The following is a 24170-nucleotide window of genomic DNA, read 5'->3' on the forward strand; positions in this document are numbered from 1 at the left end:
ATCCAGGAAATGACTGATCGCCACGTGGGAGCCGGTGCTCGGCCAGGTGAGGCGGTAGATCGCGGTGGCGGATGCGGTCAGACGCCGGGACCGCCCCCGAACCGTTTCCCCCTGGCCGTGCGCAGCTCCCGCGGGCGGGACGGCCGGTCCTGCCCCGTGTCCGCCGCCGAGTGCCGCCGGAGCCGGTTCCGGCCTCCATGCGGGGAAGTTGGGGAGAAGATTCAGAGACAAAGTCAAGGCCGGTCGGCGTCGTTTCAGCATGATCGCAGGCGTGTGCTAACGTCTGATTCATTGTTATGCATGCATCTGTTCACGGGGGTTTTCGATGCAGCTCGTACGAGAAACCGTCTCTGTCGCACACTTCGGGCCGGTGGTCGTCCGCCGAGGCGGATGACGGGCCTTCACCGCCAATCTGACAGGGTCGCGGGCCGTTCTTCCCGCCCTTCGCCACCATCCTTTCTTTGAATCCCGGCGCCGACGCCTGCTCAAATGGCCCGCCGGGGGGCAACGGCTGCCGACCGGTGTGCGCCGTGAGCGCGCAGTCCGGTCGCGGTGCCGGATGGAACCGACTCGATTCGTCAATGTTTCCGCCCTGTGGTCCCGCCATTCCCGGTTCTCCGATCCGGGCCGACCGGCGATCCCTTGTGTCCGGAGTAATTCAGTCATGCCCGGAGTGATTCAGTGCCATCCTTTTCGATCCTGGTTCCATTCGTGCCGCGACGGCCTGAACAATTGGCCACCTATGCGGCGCTGGTGCACTGGACCCGGGCTGCGCGTCTATGGCAGGGGCAATCGCTGACGGTCGAGGCGCACCAGGGCTTCGCCCACGCGGCGGGCACGGGTTTCGGCGTGCCGACGGGGCTGGGCGTCAGCCTCATGCCGCTGAAGCATCCCTACGAAGCGGCGATGCAGGCCCGCTCGCTGGCGGTCTCCACCGGCCACCCGGTGCTCGCGGGCTTCGGCCCGGGGCGCCCCGACATGCAGCGCGCCATGCGCGGCGAGGCCTACGCCAGCCCGCTGACCGCGGCGGAGGAGTACGTCACCGTCGTCCGCGGGCTGCTGCAGGGCCGGCAGCTCGACTTCAGCGGCGAGTACTTCCACTGCGAGGGTGCGCTGCCGCCGTCGCCTGCGCCGGAGGTGCAGGTCGGGCTGGGGGTGCTGCGACCGGGCATGGCGCGGCTGGCCGGCCGGGTGGCGGACGCCGCCATCACCTGGCTGACGCCCGCGTCCTACCTGCGGGAGACGGTGCTGCCCGCGCTGCGCGAAGGGGCCGGGGCGGCGGGCCGTCCCGTTCCCCGGGTGGTCGCGATGGTGCCGATGGCGCTGCCGCTGCCCGACCTGGACGTCGAGGCCGTCGTGGTGGCCGGCAGCGGTTCGCACATGGCGGCCCCGCACTACGCCGACATGCTGAGGCGCGCCGGGGTCGACGTCGGCAGCGGCGACCCCCTGGTGGACGCGCGGTCCCTGCTCGAGGGCGGTGCCTTCCTGGGGGGTGAGGTGGACGAGCTCGTGGAGCAGATCAGTGATTTCTGGAATTCCGGCGTGGACGAAGTGGTCATCAATCTGACCGGTGTCGCACAGGTCCGCGGGCCGCAGGCGGCCATGGAGCAGATCAAGACGATCGTCACTGCGCTCAGTGGCACGGAGGGAACGCGATGAGCGGAGAGATGCGCGATCTGATGGCTTGGGCCACCGGCAGTCGGGGCCCGGGCGGCCGGGTCATTGTCCTGGAGGACTCCCGGCATGTCGGGGAGGTGCGGGAAATGCTCGACACGGCGTCCGGGGACCGCCACCACCAGATCTTCGTCCCGGGTGACCGGATGGACCTCGGGGACAATCTGGTCGGCTACGGCGGGTCGTTCCACGAATGCGACACCGAGGCTTCCCTCGGAGACGACTTCTATCTCCAGGTGCAGAACTACAGCATCACCCAGTACGTTTCGGTGATCGGTCCCACACTGGTCCGCATCACGGACGAGGCGGATTTCGAGGTGTGGCTGGGAGATGCCGACACCGCCCGCGAGAAGGGTGAATTCGCCGAGTTCCTGGCGAATCCCGCGCTGCTGGTCGCGGATCTCCCGGGGCTGGGCGCGCCGCTGGACGGAGCCGGCCCACGGCACCGCCTGTACGTCCGGGCCGGCGGCGAGCTGACGGTCTCCCCGTACGGCTCGGCGCTGGGGCGACTGGGCGACGACCTGACAGACCTGGAGGCCGCCTGGCAGCAGGCGAACGCCGCCAGCGTGCACCCCTGTGCCGTCACCCTCGCCGCGGCGCTTCCCGAGACGGTGCGCGCAGTCGAGCTGGCGGCCCGGCCGTGGCTCGGTGAGTACCTCCTGGCCGTGGACGCGCTGAGGGAGCTGCGGTCCCGCGGCGTCCTGCGGGTGCGCGCCTCCGGTTTCGGCGGACGCCTGCGGCCCGAGAACGACGCCGTCGAACCGGCCCGGACGCAGGCCCGGCAGCTGGTGCTGTGGACCGACGAGTCCGCCTACCTCTACACCGCCGACGGATCCCGGCTGTTCGAACTCAACCGCGCCGCGGCGGAGCTCGCCGAACTGCTGCTCTGCCAGGGATCGGTCGAGGCGGCCGCCGAGTACGCCCCGCGGGCCGCCCTCCTGAAGGTGCAGCAGTTCTTCGAGCGGGCGGGGGTCTCCCTGTGAACACCGACTTGAGCACTGACCCGAGTACTGACCCGAGCACTGGGCCGAGCGCAGCCCCGGGCGCCGACCCGAGGGCCGCGGTGCCCGGCCGGGCCGGTGCGCTGCTGGCCGAACTCGGCGACCGGGCCGAGCTCCACGACCTGTACGACGAGGCCGGCGCGCCGGTCTACCACGCGATCGCCGGCAGCTCACCCCTGGAGGTGCGCGAACTGGTCGCCGCACTGCGCTCCACCTCCGGCGCCGTCCTCGAACTGGCCGCCGGTTCCGGCCGGTTGACGATGCCACTGCTCACCCTGGGACGCGAGCTGACCGCCCTCGAACTGGCACCGGGCATGATCCGGATCCTGGAGGAGCGCCTGCGGGCCGTACCCGCCGCACGACGCGACCGCTGCACCGTCGTCCCCGGCGACATGAGCTCCTTCGAGCTGGGCCGGGAGTTCGGCGCGATCGTGCTCGGTGCGACCTCCGTCTCGCTGCTGGACGCGACCGGCCGCGCCGGCTTGTACCGCTGCGTGCGCCGTCACCTCGCCCCCGGCGGGAAGTTCCTGCTCACCGCGGTGGACGTGACGGACTTCGGCAGCGCCACCACCGAACAGGTGATGGACGTCGACTGCGCGGACGGCACCCGCTTCCGCATGTACGAGCACTGGACCGAGGGCGCCGACGCGCGCACGGTCACGGTCTTCCCGCATCCCCTCGACATGGCGGAGCTCCCGATCACGGTGTGCACCACCCGCATCGGAGTCTTCCCGGTGGCGCAGCTGGAGGCCGAGTTGGCGCTCGCCGGACTGGTGCTGACGCAGCGCCGGTCGCTCCCGGCGACCGGCAGCCACCACCACGACGTGCTGCTCGTCGCGGAGGTCGCCGCGTGAGCGCCGTGTGGCCCAACCTGCTCGCCCCGAGCCGGCACGGCCGCGACGACCTGTGCGCGATCTCCGCCCAGGGGGTCCGGGTGCGCTTCGCGGACGGCCGCGAACTGCTCTGCGGATCCAGCGGCCTGTGGAACACCGCACTCGGCTACGGCAACGAGGCCATCGCCGACGCCGTCGCGGGTGCCGCCCGCGAGGCCTCGTACCTGAGCGTGTTCCGCTACGAGAACACCTACGCCCGCCGGGCCGCCGACGCACTGGTGGACCTCTGCGGCGGCGACCGGTTCGGCCGGGTGCTGTTCTCCACCTCCGGCGGCGCCGCCAACGACCTGGCGATGAAACTCGCCCGCCACCTGCACGCCCTGCGCGGCGAGCCGCAGCGAACCCTGGTCGTCGGCCTCCGCACCGGCTACCACGGCCTCACCTTCGGCAGCTTCGCGCTCTCCGGCGGCGACCTGGGGCAGCGGATGTACGGCGTGGACCAGCGGCTGGTCCGCCACGTCACCCCCAACGCCGTCGACGAACTCGACGCACTGTTCGCCCGCCAGGGCGGACAGGTCGCCGCCGTGGTCGTCGAACCGGTGCTCGGCAACGGAGCGCTGCCGCTCGACCCGGAGTTCGTCGCGGCGCTGCTGCGCCTGCGCGAGAAGCACGGCTTCCTGCTCGTCGCCGACGAGGTCGCCACCGGCTTCGCCCGGACCGGCCCCTACCTCGCCTCCAGCCGGTGGCCCGGGCGGCCGGATCTCCTGATCCTCTCCAAGGCGCTGACCAACGGCACCTGCGCCGCCGCCGCGGTCCTCGTCGCCCACGACGTCGACGCGGCCTTCACCGACGCCGACGCGGTGTTCGTCCACGCCGAGACCCAGGCCGGCACCCCGATCACCTGCGCGGCGATCCTGGCCACGCTGGAGGAGATGCGGCGACTGGACGCGGAGACCCTCAGCCACCGCCTGTCGGAGCGGCTGGACGCGGAGCTGAAGTCCCTCGGGGACCGGCTGCCCCAGCTGACCGTGACCCAGGGCGTCGGCTGCTTCCGCTACCTCGGCTTCGCCGCCCCCGACGGCGGGCCGCTGGCGCCGGAGCACGTCGCCGACCTGGTCGCGGCCGTCCGGGAGGCCGGAGCCATCGTCCACCCGGGCCCTCATGGCATCCAGCTCATCCCCGCGCTCACCTACACCGACGAGGACCTCGACGAACTCCTGGACTGCGTCGTCCGCGGTGCCGAGGCGTTCTTCGCCCGCTTCGTCCCCGGCCCCGGCGCACCTGCGGGAGGCGACCGGTGACCGGCCGATGGCCGCAGCCCACCCGGGTGCTGCCCAGCGTGGCGGAGTTCACCGCATGGGCGGCCAGGCACGCGTCCGGGACCCGCACGGTCCTGCTCGTGGACGCGCACCTCACCGACAGCGCGATCGCCGCGCTGGTCGTCCGGGCCCTGCCGGTCCACGAGGTGGTCCCGCTGGACGGACCGGGCACGCTCGAGTCCGTCGTCGCACTGGCCGACCGGCTGCGGCACGGCCCCGCCCGGCTGGTCGCCGCCGTCGGCGGGGGAAGCCTCCTGGACCAGGCCAAGCTGGCGACCGCACTGGCGGGCGACCCCGGCGTGCTTCCCCGGCTCACCGCTCCGCAGCGCAGCGGGCTGGTCCTGCTGCCGGGGGAGAACACCCGGCCGCTGCCGCTGCTCGCCGTCCCCACCACGCTCGGAACCGGCGCGGAGGTCAGCCGCGTCGCCTGCCTGAACACCGCGCAGGGCAAGCGCCTGGTCGTCGGCCGGTCACTCGCACCGGAGCTCGCCCTGCACGACCCGCTGGCCACCACCGGGCTGCCCGCCGAACTCGCCGTCGAAGGCGTACTGGAGGCGCTGTTCCGGGTGGCCGGGGTCTACGTCGGCGACCCGCAGGACCGCCCGGTCGAGGACGCGCTCGCCGGCACGCTCGCCACCCAACTCCTCGGCCTGGGCTACCGGGCCGTCGAGGACGGCCCGGGGGAGCAGGTCCGCGGCGCCGTCGCGCGGCTCAGCGCCCTCACCCACGGCGACTGGCTCCAGCTCGACCGAGACCCCTACGCCCTGCGCGGCTGGTACCTCGCCAACGAACTGTCCACCGCCCTCGGCATCCGCAAGATGACGGCCGTCGCGGCCCTGCTCCCCACGCTGTTCCGGCGAACCACCGCCGGCGACGGACGACTCGGCTCGGCCGAACGGCTCGAACGGCTGTGGAACGAGCTGCGCTCCGCCGCCCCCCGGCCACTGCCCGCCGACCCGTCGGCCGGCATCGCCGCCCTGCTGGAGCACTGGGGCGTCGACCACCGCCCGACGGCGCACCCCGCCGACCTGGACGCGATCGCGCGCCGCACGGTCCGCGCCTGGGGAGCAGGACTGCCCGCCCTGGGCGGCCTGACCCTCGGCGATGTCCGGGAGATCCTCGGCGACGCCGTACCCGCACCCGGGCCCGCGGCGCGCTGAGCAGCCCGGGCGGCGCACCACCGAAAGCTTCCGGTCCACCACCGCGTGCGGTGACGGACCGGACGACCCCCGACCGTCCCCGACCTTCGGAGAGGAGGAGAACACCGTGCAGGAGAACATCAACAGCTCGCTGGAGCTGGAGCTGGGCATGCAGGACCTGGAGCTCGACATGCAGGAGCTCGAGGGCATGGACGCCCCGTTCAACTGGAGCAACGCCGTGTGGAGCGTCGCGACCGTCAGCATCGGCAGCGTCATCGTCGCCACCTGACGGCACGACACCGGACCTGCCGCAGGACATCCGACGTCCCGCGGCGGGCCGGGAGCCCCACCGTTCACGACCGTCCCTGACCTTCGGAGAGGAGGAGAACACCGTGCAGGAGAACATCAACAGCTCGCTGGAGCTGGAGCTGGGCATGCAGGACCTGGAGCTCGACATGCAGGAGCTCGAGGGCATGGACGCCCCGTTCAACTGGAGCAACGCCGTGTGGAGCGTCGCGACCGTCAGCATCGGCAGCGTCATCGTCGCCACCTGATGCCATGACACCGGCGGTGCCGGGACGCGGGGGGAGCACCCCCGCGTCCCGGCACCCGCTCCCCGCCCGGCCACGGCCGGACCCGGAGCGACCCGAGGGAGAGACCTTGACCAGCGACACGGCCGTCGCCCCGCAGGACGGGAGCGCCACGGACGGCGAGCACATCCGCCGCCCCCGGCTCGCCGACCACGTGACCGTCCACCCGCCGACCGGCGCGGCCGCACCGTGGACCATCCAGCGCGGCGGACAGTACCTGCGGGTCGGCGCCGACCTGGCCCGCCTGGCCCGGGCCGCCGACGGCACCCGGGGACACGAGGAACTGGCCGCCCTCCTCGGCCCACCCTGGACCACCGCCGTGGTCGACACGGCCGTACGCAGACTGGTCACGGCCAAGGTGTTCGACAACGGCGACCCGAAGCGCGGCGCACCCCGGCGGACCCCCCGCCTGAAGGTCGTACCGCCGCTGACCCTGCAGCTGACCGTCGTCCACCCGCAGCGCCTGCTGTCCGGAGTCCTCCCCGCCCTGGCCCTCCTCGGGCTGAAGAGGTGGGGCGTCATCGGCGCGCTCCTCGCCTCCGCCGGCCTCGCGGCGCTGGCCGCACGCGCCCCCGAACTGTCCGACGCCCTCGGCCGGCCACTGCCGCCAGGCGTGTACGCCGGCGTCATCGGCGCCATGCTCCTCGCCAGCGCCCTGCACGAACTCGCCCACGCGGCGGTCCTCGCCCACTACGGCGGACGGCCCAGCCGGATGGGCGTGATGCTGTTCTACCTCTCGCCCGCCTTCTTCTGCGACGTCTCCGACGGCTGGCGACTGCCGCGCAACGAGCAGCGCGTCCGGGTCGCCCTCGCCGGCATCGCCACCCAGTGGGTCATCGCCGGCTGCACGGCGCTGGCGGCCCTCCTCCCGCCCCCCGGCCACTGGCAGGACGGCATGCTGCTGTTCGCCGCGGCCGGCTACGTCGCAGGCGCCTTCAACCTGCTCCCGGTGGTCCGGCTGGACGGCTACCTGGCCCTGATGAGCCACCTGGACATCCCCCATCTGAGGGACCTGGCGACCACCGACGCCCGCCACCGGATCGCCCGACTCCTCTACGGCGGCCGCTACCGCCCGGAGTTGCCGCAGCTGCGCTGGGCCGTCCCGTTCGGCCTCGCCTGCACGGCCGCCCCCGTGTTCATCGTCGTCCCGGCGCTCGGCTCGTTCGCCCCGCTGCTCCAACGGACCGGCACCGCGGGCGCGATCGTCATGGTCTGCGCCGCGGGTTACCTGCTGTGGCTGCTGCTCCGCGGCGCCGTCCGCACGGCCGCCGAGGCCCGCACGGCCGGCGCCCCCCGATGGCGGATCGCCCTGTCGGCCACCGCGCTGACAGCCGCCGCCGTCTGCGCGCTGCTGCTCGTCCGCGTGCCCTGCACCGTGGCCGGCGGCTACGCCGTACGCGACGGCGGACAGCTGGAACTGCTGCTGCCCTCCTCCGCCGACCGCTCCGCCATCCGCGCCGGAACGCCCGTCCACCTCCACCGCACCGGACTGGTCCGCAGCACCACGACGGGCGAGGCCGTGATCGCGTCCGAGCACGGCACCGCCTCCACCGCACCGATCTCGGCACTCGTCCCCGTCGCCGGCACCACCCTGTCGCTCCCCGCCACCGCGTACCCGCTCACCGCCGCCCGGACTCCCCCGGACCGCACCGGCAACGCCCAACTCACGGTGGGCACCGACACACTGGCGCACTGGCTGTACGACACCTACCTGGCTCCCTGCTGGCGCTGAACCGCCGCCCCGCCACCCGCCCCGACCCCGGAAGACACGGTGTTCCTCCACTACATCCAGCACTGCCAGCCGGACAGCCCGTACTTCGACCTCCCCTCCGAGGACCAGGCGGCGGCCGACTACCCCGCCACCCGCGACCCGCTACCCGACGGCTGGACCCGCGAACTCAACCCCCACTGGTCCTTCCACGCCCCCCGGGACAGCCGGCTCCCCACCCAGGGCTGGAAGATCCACGTCTCGACGGTCCCCGACCGCGCCGAACCGGTCCTGGCGACCGCCCGCGCCTTCTGCGAAGCCCGGCGGATCCCGTACAAGTTCATCCGCAGCGCCCGCATCCTCACCAACCGCAACAGCAAGTACGGCGACCGCAGCAGCAGCGGGAAGTTCATCACCGTCTACCCGCGCGACGAACAGCAGTTCACCACCGTCCTCACCGAACTCGGCGAACTGCTCGACGGCGAGCCCGGCCCCTACATCCTCAGCGACCTGCGCTGGCGCAACGGCCCCCTGTACGTCCGCTACGGCGGCTTCGTCCTGCGGACCACCACCGACGCCCGCGGCCGCCGGATCCCCTGCATCGAGGACCCGGACGGCCGCCTGGTGCCCGACCGGCGCGGCCCCGGCTTCCACCCGCCCGCCTGGGTGACCCTGCCACCCTGCCTCGACGAGGCCGTCGCCGCCCGCACCGCCGGCACCGGCCGCGGCCTGCCCTTCACGGTCCGCAGAGCCCTGCACTTCTCCAACGGCGGCGGAGTCTACGAAGCCACGGAACTCGCGACCGGCCGCACCGTCCTCGTCAAGGAAGCCCGCCCGCTCGCCGGCCTGGACGCCCAGGGAACCGACGCGGTCACCCGCCTCGAGCAGGAACGCCGGGCCCTGAAGACGCTCGCCGGGATCCAGGCCATCCCCGAACTCATCGACTACCGCAGAGGCCACGAGCACTACTACCTCACCCGCGAACTCGTCGACGGCACCGCACTCAACCTCGGCGGCGGCACGGCCAACCCCTGGACGGACGGCACGCTCGACGACCGCAATGCCCGCCGGTACACCGCCTGGGCACTCGGCATCCTCGACCAGATCGAGCAGACGATCGACGCCATGCACGACCGCGGCGTCGTCTTCGGCGACCTCCACCCCGGAAACATCCTCGTCCGGCCCGACGGCACCATCGCCTTCATCGACCTGGAGACCGCCACCCCGATCACCGCCGCAGCACCCCAGGTGATCGGCGTTCCCGGCTTCCGCGCCCCCCACCACTACCGCGGCGCCGCGCTCGACCGCTACGCGCTGGGCTGCCTGCGAATGGCCCTCTTCGCCCCGATGACCGCGCTGCTCGACCACGCACCGCACGAACCGGACCGGCTCCTCTCCCTCATCGCGGCCCGCTTCCCGGTCCCCGACGACTTCGAGCAGCAGGTACGCCGCGACCTGGACGCCGGGCAGCAGACCGGCCCGACCCCGACCCGGCCCGCACCCGCCGAGCCGCCGGCCCCCTCCGCAGCGGCCTGGCCCACGTTGCGGGACGCCATCACCGGCGGCATCCTCGGCAGCGCCACCCCCGACCGCACCGACCGGCTCTACCCCGGCGACATCGAACAGTTCACCACCTCGGGCGGGGGAGCGGCCTTCGCCCACGGCGCCGCCGGGGTGCTCTGGACCCTGGCCGAAGCCGGCACCGACATCCCCGACGCCCACATCCGTTGGCTCGACGACGCCGCACACACCATGGCCACGGCCGCGGTCACTCCGGGACCGCGCCTCGGCTTCTACGACGGCCTCGCGGGCATCGCCTTCACCCTCCAGCGGCTCGGCCGCACCGACCACGCCCACGACCTCCTCGAACACGTCGCCACCTCCAGGCTCGACCACCTCGACCACACCCTGGCCGCCGGACGCGCCGGCATCGGACTGACCCTTCTGCACTTCGCCCGCACCACCGGCGACCGGGAACTCCTCACCCGCGCCCGCGAACTCGGCGACCAACTCGCCGCCGGCATCACCGGCATTACCGACAGCACCGGCCCGGCCCGGCCCGGACTGCTGCACGGACACTCGGGCACGGCACTCCTCCTGCTGCGCCTCGCCGAGGACACCGGCGACCGCTCCCTGCTGCCCGCCGCCGCCGACGCCCTCCACCACGACCTGACCGAGCTCGGCCTCACCGGCCCCGGCGAGCGCTCCGCGCCACCGCGCAGCATGCCGTACCTGGGCATCGGCAGCGCCGGCCCAGCCATGATCGCCGACCGACTCCTGCCACACCTGCCCGACCCCCGCCTCACCTCCGCCCTCGAACGCGGCCGCACCGCCCTGACCACCGAATTCCACCCCCGGGCCGGCCTGTTCACCGGCCGGGCCGGCCTCGTCCTGGCACTGCGGCAACTGAACCGCGGCACGCCGGACGACACCCAAGCCCTGCGCCGCCACCTCGCGGCCTTCAACTGGCACGCCGTCCACACCGGGCGCCACACCGAGTTCCTGGGCGCGCACTTCCTACGCCGCTCCAACGACCTCGGCACCGGCTCCGCCGGAGTGCTCCTCGCCCTCGACGCCGCGCTGGGCACCGGCGGCACCACCCTGCCGTTCCTGGAGAGCCACCACTGAACCGCGCCCGCGGGCGGCCGCGGATCCGTCGAGCCCCACGTCGAGCTCGCCTCCGGCGACCGCTTCCGCCCCATCGATCGGACCAGCCTCATGGTCGAAGGCACCGACGCCGACCGAAACCCCGGCAGCGCCCGCTGAACCCCACCAGCTCGTCCGGCGCCCCAAAACCGACTGGGTACTCGGGCTCGCCGTCAACCGGAGCGCCAGCCGCCTCGACGACCGCAGGTCCGGGTTCAGCTGACGGCGATTCCGCTGATGGCTGATGGGGGTGGACCAACCGGCAGTTCGGTGCGGACAGTGGTCGGCATGCGACTTCTCATGCTCGGTGGGTCCGGCTTCGTCGGACGCGCCATCGTCAACGAGGCACTGTCCCGCGACTGGGACGTGACCCTTCTGCATCGTGGCATCCGCCGGCCGCCGGCCGGAGCCACCGTCCTTCAGGGCGACCGCACCGCCGCCGACGGGCTGGCCGCCCTCGGCGACGGCGAGTGGGACCTGGTGGTGGACACCTGGTCCGCCCGGCCCTCGGCCGTACGCGATGCGGCCGACGCGCTCGCGAAGCGTGCCGGCCGGTATGTGTACGTCTCCAGCCTGTCCGTGTACGCCGACCCGGTCGATCACGGTGCCGCCGAGAACGGCGTCCTGCTGGACGGCTCACCCGACGACGGCGACGTCCCCTATCCGCAGGCCAAGCGCGGTGGGGAGCTCGCCGTCACCGGCGCGTTCGGCGCGGCGCGGTCGCTGCTGCTGCGCGCCGGCCTGATCCTCGGCCCGGGGGAGGACGTCGGCCGGCTGACCTGGTGGCTGGATCGGATCGCCCGCGGCGGCCCCGTCCTCGCCCCCGGCCCGCGCGACCTGCCACTCCAGTACGTCGACACGCGTGACCTCGCGCGCTGGGCCCTGGACGTCGCCGCGCGCGGGCTGTCCGGCCCGTACAACCTGGTGAGCCGGCCGGGTCACGCCACCATGGCCGAGCTCCTGCAGGCGTGCGTGGCCGCCACCGGATCGGATGCGGAGCTGCGCTGGACCGACCCCGAGCGGATCGCTGCCGCCGGGATCGAGCCGTGGACGGAGCTGCCGCTCTGGGTCCCGCCGGGCGAACTGCACGAGTTCGTCTACGGCGCCGACACGTCCAGGGCGTTCGCGGACGGGCTGCGCTGCCGGCCTGTCGCCGAGACCGTCGCCGACACGTGGGAGTGGCTGAAGGGGCTGGGCGGAGTCTCCCCGCAGCGTCCCGACCGCCCGGTGCCGGGGCTGACCTCCGAGGCCGAGGCCGCCGCGCTGCGCGGCTGACGGGCGGTCACTGAACGGTCTCGTCAGGGCCGCCACCTCGCCGCTGACGAACGGGACGGACTTCTCGGTGATGCGGAGGGACGACCGACCCGTCGATCCCTGCCCCGACCGACGCGTGGGCAACGGCGATTCCCGGTACGGGCCCGGTACGCGCGCGGATCGCCGTGCTGCGACGCCCGCTGCCGCAGCTCAGGCACCTGTCTTCCCCCTCACCCGACCGGGTCGGCGGGGGCGGGCCGGTCGGCCGAGGGGGCGGTGCGGCCGGTGCCCCATCGGACCGCGGCCGCACCCGCGTAGTCGCCCGCATGGGCGAAGCCGCCCAGCACCACCAGGTCGCCGTCCTTGACCCGTCCCGAACGGACGGCGTGGTCGAGGGTGATGGGGATCGCCGCGCCGAACAGGTTTCCGCAGCGGTCGAAGGTGTCGGGGTGTCGGTGCGGCGGCAGCCGCAGCGCCTCCCGCCAGTTGCGCAGGAAGGTGCGGTTGGGCTGGTTGGTGACCAGCACATCGATCTCGCCGGTGTCGACCCCGAGCCGTCGGCACAGGTCGGTGACCACCTCCGGCACCAGGCGGTTGCCGCGTTCGAGGACCCTGGCGGTGGAGGCCTCGGTAAAGCCGATCCGCAGCTGGGACTCGCCCGGCTCCCAGTACTTGCGGCCGTCATCGAGCACGGCCGTCATGTCGCCGCCGTGCTCGACGATATGGCGGGTGACCACCTCGAGTACCGGAGAGCTCCCCGACGTGGTCACGTACCCCACCCCGCAGCCGTCCCCGGGGATCGCGGCCTGGGCCAGTCGGCGCACGTCGGGCTGGGTGAACAACTGGCCGGCTGCGCTCTGCGCGTTGCAGATCAGCGCGGTCCTGGCGTCGGTGGTGGTGAGGATCTGCCGGGCCAGTTCGAGCATGTGGACGAACGAGGCGCAGCCGGCGTTGGCCACGTCGACCAGCCACCGCGGCTTCAGCCCCAGCCGGCGGGCCACCTCGGTGCCGGCCCCGACGAACGGCGTGTCCGGTAGCTGACTGTGCATCAGCAGGACGTCCACGGAACGGATCTCGTCCGCTCCGTGCCGCTCGATCAGGGGCGCGACCGCGCGCTCGACCATGTCCACGTTGCTCTCGTCCGTGGCCACGTGGTGCCGCATCGGGGGGATCCTGAACATGGGACTGTCGCGCAGCCCGTCCTCCGCGCCGGGGTGGTCCGTGTAGAACTCGGCGGGGACCGGCTGCCCGGGCAGGTAGCCGGCGACGTCGACGAGGCTGACCGTGGTCACCGCGCCACCGCCGTGGTGGGGGAGGAGCCGACCGGCAGGCCGTTCCGGTGACGGTGTTCCAGGATCGCCTTGAGGTTGCCCATCTCCAGCGTGTGGCCGGCGTAGAACAGGTCCCAGTAGTCGCCCACCCACGGGCGGCCCGCCCGTGGGGCCAGGCCCGGGTGGGGGTTCGCGTCGTAGTACGGGTGCCTGCAGTTGGTCCAGGTGATCACGGAGCCGGGCCTGCCGAGCACCGACCGGGCCGGCAGGACGCGCATCAGGTACACCATCCAGAGCTCGTCCCCCTGGTCCCAGGAGCAGTGGAAGTCGACCGTCATGGCCTCGGCGTTGGTCTCCACCCTGCAGAAGATCTTGGTCTGCTCCTCCAGGCGGTCGTCACCGACCCAGAGCCCGGGAGTCCCGGAGGGTGCGAAGTTCCGCAGGCTGAACGTCCACTCCTCCAGGTGGTGCCCCTGCCTCAGGTACTCGTAGGTCTGCGCCGGCGGGCAGTCGACGTACTCCTGGATCGTGCAGTAGGTCCCGTAGACCTCACCGTGCGGGTAGAGGGGCCGGGTCAGCGCCGCGCAGCGGGCCGTCAGCTGCTCCAGGCCGGTGTTCTCGATCCTGGTCAGGCCGGGAATGCCGGCCAACACGGACTGGTCCGCGGTCATGGGCGGTCTCCTCGTTCTCGGCCGGTTGCCGGCCGGTGGTGTTCAGGAAGGGAAGGAAGGGCGGTACCTCGGCGGGGTCGAGGTCGATCGTGACGAAGGCCGGGCCGGTGCCCGCGTTGCCCCGCAGCAGGGCGCGGCGCAGCTGTGCGCCGTCCTCGGCCCGGGTCACGTCCAGGCCGGGGAACATGCCGGCCACGCCCGCGGCGATGTCCGCCGGGCGGAACAGGTTGGCGGGGTTCGCGGCGCCGAGGAACAGGTGCTCCCGCGTGGCGCACATGGCGTGGGCGTTGTTGTTGAGGATGACGAATGTGACGGGCGCGGCGTGCTCGACCGCGGTGTGGACCTCCATGCCGTGCATGAAGAACGCGCCGTCACCGGCGATCACGTACGTGCGCTGCCCGGTGGCCAGCGCCGCGCCGATGCCGGCGCCGAAGGTGTAGCCCATGCCGCCCATGCCGACGGCCACCACGAAGCGTCCCTGGCGCGGGGCCGGAAGCAGGTGGATCGCGCTGGCCCCGGCGTTTCCGGCGTCCACGAAGACGTGGGCGTCCGGTGGCAGCGCGGCCTCGACCGCGGCCACCGCCGCGGCATAGCCGGCGGGCCGGGTACGCGGTGTCGGCAGGGGGGAGGGCCCGGCATGGTCGGGGGGCGGGTGCGGACCGGGAGCGAGGCGGGCGGCCAGCATGCGCAGGGTGTCCCGCAGATCGCCGCGGAGGGGGATCCCGGGCACGAACGGCGGCTCGGGATCGATGCAGACCACCGGCGTCCCGGCCAGTTCCCGCTCCAGGCCGCCGCGTGCCAGCGCCGGCAGCCGGGTGCCCACCAGCAGACAGGCGTCGGCCTTCCGCAGGCACCGCGCCACGTTCTCGTGACCCATCACCCCGGCCACCCCGGCGAACCGGGGTTCGCGGTTGTCGAACACGTCCTTGGCGTCCGGGGTGACGGCCACCCACGCACCGAGCCGCCGCGCCACGTCGGCCAGCTCCGGGCGTGCGTCGGCCGAGGCCACGCCCTCACCGGCGATGACCAGGACGTGTTGCGCTGCGCGAAGGAGGTCCACCACGCTGTCCGGGACGTGGGGTTGTGTCCGGACCGCAGGCGCGGTCCGCAGCGGCTCCCGGAGCTCGACCGGAGCCCGCTGCACGTCCTTGGGAAGCAGCAGCACGGCCGGGCCCTTGGGATCGGCCCGGGCCGCCGCGACCGCCCGGGCCAGCAGCTCCGGGATCGAAGCTGCGTCACCGACCCGGGCGCAGAACCGCGTCACGGGGGTGAACAGGGCCCGGGCGTCGAAAGAACCCGCCTTGCCGCTGGAGTCCTGGAATGCCCCGAACCCCTCCTGCCCGGTGGGAGGCTGTCCGACCAACGCCAGCATCGGCACCCGCGAGGCGTACGCCTCGGCCAGCCCCGGCACCAGATTCACCGCTCCGCCGCCCGACGTCACAGCGACGACGCCGAGCCGCCCGGTGACCCGGGCCTGCCCGTCCGCCATGGTGGCGGCGGAGAACTCGTGCTTGGCCACGACGGTGCGGATCACGTCGCCGGTGGCGTGCAGGGCGTCGAAGAGGTCCTCGATGTTCGCGCCGCCGACACCGAACACGTGCCTGACGCCGGACCTGGCCAACTCCCTCGCCAGGTAGTCGACGAGCCGGACCTCGGCACTCATGCGGTGCTCCTGTCGGACGGGTCGGGACGGACGACGAGGCCGGCCGGCGAGACGGTCTGGAACCGTTGGCGGTACTCGTTCGGGGTCAGCTCCAGGGCCCGGCCGAAGGAGCGGAAGAACGTCTCGGGAGCCGGGAACCCGCAGCGCCGGGCGATCTGGCTGACCGGCAGATCGGTGCTCTCCAGCAGCTTGCGGGCCCGGGCGAGGCGCATCTGTTCGATGTACTGGGCCGGGGGTGTGCCCACCTCGCGCCGGAACACCCGGGCGAAGTTCCGCAGGCTCATGTTGGCGCGCTCGGCGATCTCGGGTACGGGGAGCGGTAGTTCGAGGTGCGCGAGGATCCACTCCTGCGCCGCGCGAATCGGGGCGCGATCGGCGAGTTGCGCGTCCAGAACCGCGCTGAACTGCGACTGCCCGCCGCTGCGCTTGAAGAACAGGACCAGGAACCGCGCCACCTCCAGCGCGAACGCCGCACCGTGGTCGGCCTCCACCAGGGACAGGGCCATGTCTATCCCGGTGGACACCCCGGCCGAGGTGACGAAACGGCCGTCCCACACGAAGATGGGCTCGCGGTCCACCGTCACGTCCGGATACCGCTGGGCCATCTCCTCGCAGTACGCCCAGTGCGTGGTGGCGCGCCGCCCCTTGAGCAGGCCCGCCTCGGCGAGCAGGAACGCCCCGCCGCACACGGAGGCGACCCGGCGCGACCGGGCCGCCGCCCGATGGATCCACCCGAGCAGTTCCCGGTCCGCCAAGGCCTCCCTGAGGCTCCATCCGCCCGGGACGAGGAGGGTGTCGATCGGGCCGCGCCCCGCGTCGAGCGGCTCTGCCGCGATCACCATGCCCGAGCAGGTCCGCACGAGCGGTGCGTCGGCGGAGACGAACTCGGTCCGGTAACGGACACCCGTCTCGGGGAGCCTGCGGTTCGCGGTGTCGAACACCTCGACCGGACCGGCTATGTCCAGTGCCTGTGCACCGGAGTAGACCACCACCACAACACGTCGCTGATGCACAGTCACAGCCTGTATCCGGCGCAGGGCGGCGGCAATGACGGCCTACTGACGAATTCGGCCACGGGCCGTGGCCGGGGAGCCCCGGACCGGTACTGACCAGCCCTGTCGGCGGAGAGTGAGGAGCTGTGTGAAATGAGTCATACCGAGAGCGTCCAGGGTGGCCGGGACCGTCGGGCCCGACCGCGCCGAGGGCCGGCGGGGCCCGTACCCGTCCGGTTCGGGCGGTGCGTGGACCCACGCCGGCCGGGTCGGCTCAGGCCGGGAGCGGGGGATGGCGGTACTCCTCCATCGCGTCGAGGAGCCAGTCCGTCAGGTACTGCGTGAAGGACCCCCGCACGAGCAGCCGGTAGGCCGGCTCGGCGTCGACCTGGTGGAGGATCACGTTGACCTTGCCGAGCAGCGTCTGCGCGCAGCGTCCCGGCCCGAAGACGCGGGGGTGCAGGTCGAGCGCGCAGCCCTTCTCCAGGACGTGGCGGGCGGCGGGGCCGGCCAGTTCGAGCGTGGTGCGGTTCGCGCCGACGTCCACGACCGAGCCGGGCTCGTCCGCGAGCGCCGCCCGCAGCAGCCCGGCGGTGGTGGGCGCGGAACCGTCCGGGCCCAGCACGAGCCACTCCTGCGGGCCGAGCCAGAGGACCTGGAGGTCGTCCGGCCCGCCGGCGGTGACGGTGTTCGGAGCGGTCGGCAGTGGCGTGCCGAGTGCCGTGGCGATCCGCTGTGCGGCCGGCCCGTGCGGGTGGAGCTGAAGGTCGAGCTGTGCGAGGAAGGGCACCTCGCGCAGGCGGACGCCCCGTTCTCCGCCGGTCGAGTGTGCCGCGAGCACGTCGGCGAGGTGGCCGAGCGGGCTGCGCCGCAGGGTGTCAGCCGTCACGGCGGGTTCCCTTCGGGTCGTAGAGGACGGCGTCGGTGATGGTCGCGGCGATCACGCCGCCGGGCAGCGGTGCGTAGACCGTCTCGCCCAGCCGGTTCCGCCCGCCCGTGACGAGTGCCAGCGCGAAGGTGCGGCCGAGTGCCGCGCTGCGGTAGCTGGAGGTGACGTGCCCCAGCGCCTTCGCGGGCGGCGACACCTCGGCGTCCGCCACCAGCTGCGCGCCCTCGGGCAGCAGCACGGCGGGGTCCACGGGCAGCAGGCCGACCAGCTGCCTGCGGTCGCCGCGTGCGGTGTCGGCGCGGCGGAAGGAACGCCTGCCGATGAACTGCTTGCGCTGGGAGACGATCCACTCCATGCCGAGGTCCTGCGGGGTGACCGTGCCGTCGGTGTCCTGGCCGATGATGGGGTAGCCCTTCTCGGCGCGCAGCACGTGCATGGTCTCGGTGCCGTACGGGGTGATGTCCAGCGGCTCGCCGGCCCGGATGACGGACTCCCAGGTGGCGAGGCCGTACCAGCTCGCGACGTTGATCTCGAAGGCCAGCTCGCCGGAGAAGGAGATCCGGCAGATCCGGGCCTCCACACCGCTCGCGAGGCGGGTCCGGCGGGCCGTCATGAAGGGGAAGGCGTCGTTGGACACGTCCAGGTCCGGGGCCAGGGCCGCGACGACCCCGCGGGACCGGGGGCCGACGACCGCGACGGTGGCCCACTGCTCGGTCACCGAGGTGAGCCGCACCCGCAGCTCGGGCCATTCGGTCTGCAGCCACTCCTCCAGCCAGTCCAGGACGGCGGCGGCGTTGCCGGTCGTGGTCGTCGTGATGAAGTGGTCGTCCGCCAGGCGCAAGGTCACCCCGTCGTCGAGGACCATGCCGTCGGCCCGGCACATCACCCCGTACCGGGCGGAGCCGACGGCCAGCTTGGCGAAGGCGTTGGTGTAGACGCGGTTCAGGAACTCGCCCGCGTCGGGGCCGATCACGTCGATCTTGCCGAGGGTGCCGGCGTCCATGACGGCGACGCCTTCGCGGGCCGCGCGGCACTCGCGCTCCACGGCCGCCGCCATGGACTCCCCGGGCCGGGGGTAGTACCGGGGGCGCTTCCACTGGCCGACGTTCTCGAAGACCGCACCGTGGTCGACGTGCCAGGGCTGGACGGAGGTGGTGCGCACCGGGTCGAAGAGGGCGCCGCGTTCACGCCCGGCGAGCAGGGCGAAGGAGGTGGGGACGTACGGGCCGCGGTAGGTGGTCGTGCCGACGTCGCCCGGCGAGCGGGCGCCGAGCAGCCGGGCGATGACGCCGGTGGCGCTCACCCCGGAGGCCTTGCCCTGGTCGTGCGCGGTGCCGATGGTGGTGTAGCGCTTGATGTGCTCGACGGAGCGCATGCCGGCCCGGATCGCGCGCTGTACGTCCGCTACCGTCGCGTCACGCTGGAGGTCGACGTAGTGGTCGTGCCAGTCGGCGGGGCCGCCCGTCTCGCCGGGCACGATCCACACCGGCCGCGGCCGGGCCGGCGGGCGGTCGCCGGAGCAGGGCGGCGGCGGGGCCGCGGCGGCGGGGAAGCCCGCCAGTGCGGCCGCCGCGGCTCCGGCGGCGAACCCGTCGCCGAGGCACCCGGCGAGGTCGAGGACGCCGCGGGCGGATCCGGCGCTGACGACGTCCTGCGCGGCCTGCGCGGGGACGAACGCGGCCTGCTCGTCCTCGTAGCGGGTGGTGCCCTGGGACTGGCTCCACAGGTGGACGGCCGGGCTCCAGCCGCCCGAGACGGCGAGCAGGTCGCAGGCCACCTCGCGGATCGGGCCGCTGATCGCGTCCTCGGCGTCGAGCGCGGCGATGCGGACCGCCGCGATCCTCGCCCCGCCGTCGCCCGGGGGGACCGCCGTCCCACACCGGGTCCCGACCACGGCCGATCCGGTGACGACCTCGATCCCGGCGCCGCGCGCGCGGTCGACCAGGTCGGCGGGCGGCTTCGGCCGGGTGTCGACCAGTGCCGCCACCTGTGCACCGGCCGCGACCAGGTCGAGCGCGGTGGCGTAGGCGTGGTCGTTGGTGGTGAGGACCACGGCCCGGCGGCCGGGGAGGACGGCGTACCGGTTCACGTACGCGCGGACGGCGGCGGCGGACATGACGCCCGGCAGGTCGTTGCCGGCGAAGACCATCGGCCGCTCGTGGGCGCCGGTGGCCAGGACCACCCGGCGGGCCCGGATGTGCCACAGGCGTCGGCGGGAGATGCCGGGGACGGGGTGCGGGCCGAGGTGATCGGTGCGGTGCTCGGCGACGAGCAGGTAGTTGTGGTCGTGGTAGCCGATCGCCGTGGACCGGGTGAGGATCCGCGTGTCGGTCTGCGTTGCGAGCTCGGTGCGGGCGTCCGCGACCCAGTCGAGTGCCGGGCGGCCGTCGATCGACTCCCGCCCCGCGAGCAGGGATCCACCGGGTTCCGGCTGGTCGTCGACCAGGACGACGCGGGCGCCGGAACGCCCGGCCGTGAGGGCCGCGCCGAGTCCGGCCGGGCCGGCGCCGACGACCAGGACGTCGGTGTGGATGTGCATCTTGTCGTGGACGGTCTCGTCGGGGGTCGGGTCGAGGCGTCCGAGGCCGCAGAGGCCGGTCGCCGCGAGGCCCTCGTACAGCTCGACGGTGGTTGCGAGTCGCATCGGCTCCGAGCAGGGCCCGTCGACCTGGACCAGGGCGTTGGGCTCCTCCACGCCTGCGGTGGCGATGCCGCGCGGCCGCCTGCCGTAGAGGCTGGGGGCGACGTCCAGGACGCCGTTGGCGAGCAGGGCGGAGGCGAGCGTGTCGCCGCGCAGGCCGGTGTACTCCACGCCGTCGAAGGTGAAGCGCAGGGGGGCGGAGCGGTCGACGCGTCCGCCGTACGGGAGGCGGTGGGATCGCGTCACGCGGTCACCGGCTTCGTCCCGTCGGCCGCCGTCGGGTGATTGCTCTGCACGGCCAGGATCCGGTGGGTGACGGTGTGCCGGACGACGCTGAACCAGCGCCGGCAGCCGGCGGCGTGCGACCAGCGTTCCGCGAAAGGGCCCTTGGGGTTGTCGCGGACGAACAGGTACTCGGCCCACTCGCCGTCGGACAGGGCCTCGGGGTCGGCGGGGTGGGCGACGTGGGCCTGGCCGCCGTAGTGGAATTCGAGCTCGTCCCGTTCGCCGCACCAGGGACAGGCGATCAGCAGCATGTGTGGTCCTCCGGTCAGTGCGCCACGGCGGCGGCGCCGTGCTCGTCGATGAGGGCGCCGGTGGTGAACCGCTCCAGCGCGAAGGGTGCGTTCAGCGGGTGCGGCTCGCCGGTGGCGATGGTGTGCGCGTACACCCAGCCGGAGGCGGGGGTCGCCTTGAAACCGCCGGTGCCCCAGCCGCAGTTGAGGTAGAGGTTCTCGACCGGCGTCGGGCCGATGATCGGCGAGGCGTCGGGGGTGACGTCGACGATGCCGCCCCAGGTGCGCAGCACGTGCGCCCGGCCGAAGATCGGGAACAGTTCGAGCGCCGCGGCCATCTGGTGTTCGATCTGGTGGAAGGAGCCGCGCTGGCCGTAGCCGTTGTAGGAGTCCACGCCCGCACCCATGACCAGCTCGCCCTTGTGGGCCTGGCTCACGTACACGTGCACGTGGTTGGACATCACCACGGTGGGGTGCACGGGTTCCAGCAGTTCGGAGACGAGCGCCTGCAGGGGGTGGCTCTGTACGGGGAGTCGCAGTCCGGCCAGGTCGGCGAGGACGCTGCTGTGCCCGGCGGCGGCCAGTGCGACCCTGCCCGCGCCGATCGGTCCCCGGCTGGTCCGTACGCCGACCACGCGGTCGCCGTCGCGAAGGAATCCGGTGACCTCGCAGCCCTGGATCAGGTCGACGCCGTACTCGTCCGCCTTGCGGGCCAGTGCCCAGGCGACGTGGTCGTGCTTGGCGATGCCGGCCCGGGGCTGCAGCGTCGCGCCCAGCACGGGGTAGCGCACCTCGGGGGAGGTGTTGACGATCGGACAGAACTCGCGCACCTGGTCGGTGTCCAGCCACTCGGCGTCGACCCCGCCGAGCCGGTTGGCGTTGACCCGGCGGGTGCCCTCGCGGACGTCCTGGAGGGTGTGGGCGAGGTTGAGCACGCCGCGCTGGCTGAACAGGAAGTCGTACTCCAGCTCCTGCGGCAACACCTCCCAGAGCTTCAGGGAGTGCTCGTACAGCGCCGCGCTCTCCTCGCAGAGGTAGTTGGACCGGATGATGGTGGTGTTCCGGGCCATGTTGCCGCCGGCGAGCCAACCGCGTTCCAGTACCGCGACGTTGGTGATCCCGTGGTTGCGGGCGAGGTAGTAGGCGGTGGCCAGGCCGTGGCCGCCGGCCCCGACGATGACCACGTCGTAGGAGCGCCTGGGGTCGGGGGTGCGCCACAGCCAGTCGGGGTGCTCGGGCAGCCGGTGGGACATCGCGGGACTCCTGGGGAGAGACGACGCTGTTTCAGACTACGCACACTGTTGCGTGTCGCACAACAGATTGACAAGGGGGTCGCTGGGGGCCTTGACGATCCTCCGGCAGGTCCCGAAACTGTTGCGCACTATGAACGCAGTTTCACCTAGCGAAACTCGCCGTTCGGAAGCCGCGGCGGGCGCCGCGCGTCACCGTGCCCCCGCAGACCTGCAGCAACCTCGCCAGACTCGCGCAAACGGCGTCACCGCCCCGAGAGCAACGGCAGGACACCATGACCTTGCAGCAGTACGACTTCATCATCGTCGGCGGAGGTTCGGCCGGCTGTGCGCTCGCGGCCCGGCTCAGCGCCGACCCGTCCAACCGGGTGCTGGTACTGGAGGCGGGCCGGCCGGACTACCCCTGGGACGTCTTCATCCACATGCCGGCCGCGCTGACCTTCCCGATCGGCAGCCGGTTCTACGACTGGAAGTACGAGTCCGAGCCGGAACCCTTCATGAACGGGCGGCGGATCTACCACGCCCGGGGCAAGGTCCTCGGCGGCTCCAGCAGCATCAACGGCATGATCTTCCAGCGCGGCAACCCGCTCGACTACGAGCGCTGGGGCGCCGACCCCGGGATGAAGGACTGGGACTACGCCCACTGCCTCCCGTACTTCAAGCGCATGGAGAACTGCCTCGCGGACCGCGAGGTCCGCGGCCCGGCCGCCGGCGGCGGGGGGTTCCGCGGCCACGAGGGCCCCCTCGTGCTGGAGCGCGGGCCGGTCGCCAACCCCTTGTTCGCCGCCTTCTTCGAGGCCGTCCAGCAGGCCGGCTACCCGCTCACCGACGACGTCAACGGCTACCGCCAGGAGGGCTTCGCCGCCTTCGACCGCAACGTGCGCCGCGGGCGCCGGCTCAGCGCCGCCCGCGCCTACCTGCACCCGGTGCTCAACCGCCCCAACCTCGAACTGCGGACCCGGGCCCACGTCGGCCGGGTCCTGCTCGACGGCAGGCGCGCGGTCGGCGTCGAGTACAGCCGGCGCGGCACCCTGCACCGGGCGAGCGGCGGCAGGGTGATCCTCTCCGGTGGCGCCGTCAACTCCCCGCAACTGCTGCAGCTCTCCGGCATCGGCAACGCGGCGGAACTGGACGCGCTCGGCATCGAGGCCGTCCAGCACCTGCCCGGCGTCGGCGAGAACCTCCAGGACCACCTGGAGGTGTACGTCCAGCACGCGTGCAGGCGTCCGGTGTCGGTGCAGCCGGCGATGAAGATGTGGCGGCGGCCCTTCATCGGCGCGCAGTGGCTCTTCCTGCGCAGCGGCCCGGGCGCGACCAACCACTTCGAGGGCGGCGGCTTCGTCCGAAGCAACGAGGACGTCGACTACCCCAACCTCATGTTCCACTTCCTGCCGATCGCGGTGCGCTACGACGGCTCCGCGCCGGCCGGCGGGCACGGGTACCAGGTGCACATCGGCCCGATGTACTCCGACGCCCGCGGCTCGGTGAAGATCAGGTCGAGGGACCCGCGCGAGCACCCGGCCCTCAGGTTCAACTACCTCTCCACGGCGCAGGACCGCCGGGAGTGGGTCGAGGCGATCCGGGTCACCCGCAGGATCCTCGGGCAGCCCGCCTTCGCCGAGTTCAGCGACGGGGAGATCTCGCCCGGACCGCAGGTCGAGACCGACGAACAGATCCTGCAGTGGGTCGCCGAGGACGGGGAGACCGCCCTGCACCCCTCCTGCACCGCCAGGATGGGCACCGACGAGATGTCGGTGCTCGACCCGGCCACCCTGGGGGTCCACGGCGTGGAGGGGCTGCACGTGGTCGACGCGTCCGCGATGCCGTACGTGACCAACGGCAACATCTACGCCCCCGTCATGATGCTCGCCGAGAAGGCCGCCGACCTCCTCCTCGGCAACACCCCCCTCGAACCGGACCACACCGAGTTCTACCGCCACCGCAGGGCCACCTGATCCGCACCGGGCCGCGCGGCCCGACGGGCCTCCGGACCGACCGGTCCGGAGGCCGGCCGGGCGGCGTCGACAGGTCGCGGGTCTACCGCCCGGGGTAGAGCGGGTACTTCTCGGCCAGTGCGGTCACGCGGGCCTTCAGCGCGGTGGCCTTGGTCTCGT

Annotated in this window: 19 protein-coding genes; 11 read left to right on the top strand and 8 right to left on the bottom strand. The window is 73.0% G+C overall.

Features of this window, described 5'->3' with window-relative positions; genetic code table 11:
• The first annotated feature begins 732 nt into the window (after positions 1-732).
• From AA75_RS30320 to AA75_RS30360, 10 genes are all read left to right on the top strand, one after another.
• On the top strand, positions 733-1659 hold the full coding sequence (locus AA75_RS30320) for an LLM class flavin-dependent oxidoreductase (RefSeq protein WP_233289260.1): 927 nt from the start codon (positions 733-735) through the stop codon (positions 1657-1659).
• A gap of 20 nt (positions 1660-1679) precedes the next feature.
• Positions 1680-2657, top strand: coding sequence for a daptide biosynthesis RiPP recognition protein (gene mpaB, locus AA75_RS48145; protein ID WP_304441504.1), 978 nt, complete (start codon positions 1680-1682; stop codon positions 2655-2657).
• Between the two features lie 8 nt (positions 2658-2665).
• Positions 2666-3529 (top strand): daptide-type RiPP biosynthesis methyltransferase, encoded by an 864-nt coding sequence (mpaM, locus tag AA75_RS30330; protein ID WP_233289261.1) that lies wholly within the window; start codon positions 2666-2668, stop codon positions 3527-3529.
• Complete coding sequence (gene mpaD, locus AA75_RS30335) at positions 3526-4809, top strand: daptide-type RiPP biosynthesis aminotransferase (RefSeq protein ID WP_063794466.1); 1284 nt, start codon at positions 3526-3528, stop codon at positions 4807-4809. The genes mpaM and mpaD overlap by 4 nt, the downstream gene beginning before the upstream one ends.
• Positions 4806-5987: a daptide-type RiPP biosynthesis dehydogenase gene (mpaC, locus tag AA75_RS30340; protein ID WP_051813765.1), complete on the top strand. Its 1182-nt coding sequence runs from the start codon at positions 4806-4808 to the stop codon at positions 5985-5987. Before mpaD ends, mpaC begins: the two co-directional genes overlap by 4 nt.
• A gap of 106 nt (positions 5988-6093) precedes the next feature.
• The gene (locus AA75_RS49950; RefSeq protein ID WP_158515584.1) at positions 6094-6255 is read left to right on the top strand and encodes a daptide-type RiPP; all 162 of its coding nucleotides are present in this window, start codon (positions 6094-6096) and stop codon (positions 6253-6255) included.
• Between the two features lie 103 nt (positions 6256-6358).
• Positions 6359-6520, top strand: a complete 162-nt coding sequence (locus tag AA75_RS49955) for a daptide-type RiPP (RefSeq protein WP_158515584.1) — start codon at positions 6359-6361, stop codon at positions 6518-6520.
• Between the two features lie 106 nt (positions 6521-6626).
• Positions 6627-8288, top strand: coding sequence for a daptide biosynthesis intramembrane metalloprotease (gene mpaP / locus AA75_RS53560; protein ID WP_051813767.1), 1662 nt, complete (start codon positions 6627-6629; stop codon positions 8286-8288).
• Positions 8289-8327: 39 nt separating this feature from the next.
• Positions 8328-10892, top strand: coding sequence for a class III lanthionine synthetase LanKC (gene lanKC / locus AA75_RS30355; protein ID WP_033823504.1), 2565 nt, complete (start codon positions 8328-8330; stop codon positions 10890-10892).
• A gap of 306 nt (positions 10893-11198) precedes the next feature.
• The gene (locus AA75_RS30360) at positions 11199-12185 is read left to right on the top strand and encodes an NAD-dependent epimerase/dehydratase family protein (RefSeq protein ID WP_033823505.1); all 987 of its coding nucleotides are present in this window, start codon (positions 11199-11201) and stop codon (positions 12183-12185) included.
• Between the two features lie 209 nt (positions 12186-12394).
• On the opposite strand, the gene AA75_RS30365 is transcribed toward AA75_RS30360, so the two are convergent.
• The 8 genes from AA75_RS30365 to AA75_RS30400 all read right to left on the bottom strand — a co-directional run bounded on the left by AA75_RS30365 (position 12395) and on the right by AA75_RS30400 (position 22059).
• Positions 12395-13456: a ketoacyl-ACP synthase III family protein gene (locus tag AA75_RS30365; protein WP_051813769.1), complete on the bottom strand. Its 1062-nt coding sequence runs from the start codon at positions 13454-13456 to the stop codon at positions 12395-12397.
• On the bottom strand, positions 13453-14088 hold the full coding sequence (locus AA75_RS30370; RefSeq protein WP_233289263.1) for an SRPBCC family protein: 636 nt from the start codon (positions 14086-14088) through the stop codon (positions 13453-13455). Before AA75_RS30370 ends, AA75_RS30365 begins: the two co-directional genes overlap by 4 nt.
• Positions 13985-15769, bottom strand: a complete 1785-nt coding sequence (locus tag AA75_RS30375) for a thiamine pyrophosphate-binding protein (protein WP_082526935.1) — start codon at positions 15767-15769, stop codon at positions 13985-13987. The genes AA75_RS30370 and AA75_RS30375 overlap by 104 nt, the downstream gene beginning before the upstream one ends.
• Complete coding sequence (locus AA75_RS30380) at positions 15766-16782, bottom strand: GlxA family transcriptional regulator (RefSeq protein WP_233289262.1); 1017 nt, start codon at positions 16780-16782, stop codon at positions 15766-15768. The genes AA75_RS30375 and AA75_RS30380 overlap by 4 nt, the downstream gene beginning before the upstream one ends.
• Before the next feature lie 253 nt (positions 16783-17035).
• On the bottom strand, positions 17036-17650 hold the full coding sequence (locus AA75_RS30385) for a sarcosine oxidase subunit gamma (RefSeq protein ID WP_033823507.1): 615 nt from the start codon (positions 17648-17650) through the stop codon (positions 17036-17038).
• On the bottom strand, positions 17640-20537 hold the full coding sequence (locus tag AA75_RS30390; RefSeq protein ID WP_033823508.1) for a sarcosine oxidase subunit alpha family protein: 2898 nt from the start codon (positions 20535-20537) through the stop codon (positions 17640-17642). The genes AA75_RS30385 and AA75_RS30390 overlap by 11 nt, the downstream gene beginning before the upstream one ends.
• Positions 20534-20827, bottom strand: a complete 294-nt coding sequence (locus AA75_RS30395; RefSeq protein ID WP_033823509.1) for a sarcosine oxidase subunit delta — start codon at positions 20825-20827, stop codon at positions 20534-20536. Before AA75_RS30395 ends, AA75_RS30390 begins: the two co-directional genes overlap by 4 nt.
• A gap of 14 nt (positions 20828-20841) precedes the next feature.
• Positions 20842-22059 carry a sarcosine oxidase subunit beta family protein gene (locus AA75_RS30400; RefSeq protein ID WP_033823510.1) on the bottom strand — a complete coding sequence of 406 codons (1218 nt, stop codon included), beginning with the start codon at positions 22057-22059 and terminating at the stop codon, positions 20842-20844.
• A 272-nt stretch (positions 22060-22331) separates the two neighbouring features.
• Here AA75_RS30400 and betA point away from each other — a divergent pair, with 272 nt between their 5' ends.
• Complete coding sequence (betA, locus tag AA75_RS30405) at positions 22332-24011, top strand: choline dehydrogenase (protein WP_033823511.1); 1680 nt, start codon at positions 22332-22334, stop codon at positions 24009-24011.
• Positions 24012-24170 lie beyond the last annotated feature (159 nt).

Source organism: Kitasatospora sp. MBT63 (assembly GCF_000710465.2).
Taxonomy (GTDB): domain Bacteria; phylum Actinomycetota; class Actinomycetes; order Streptomycetales; family Streptomycetaceae; genus Kitasatospora.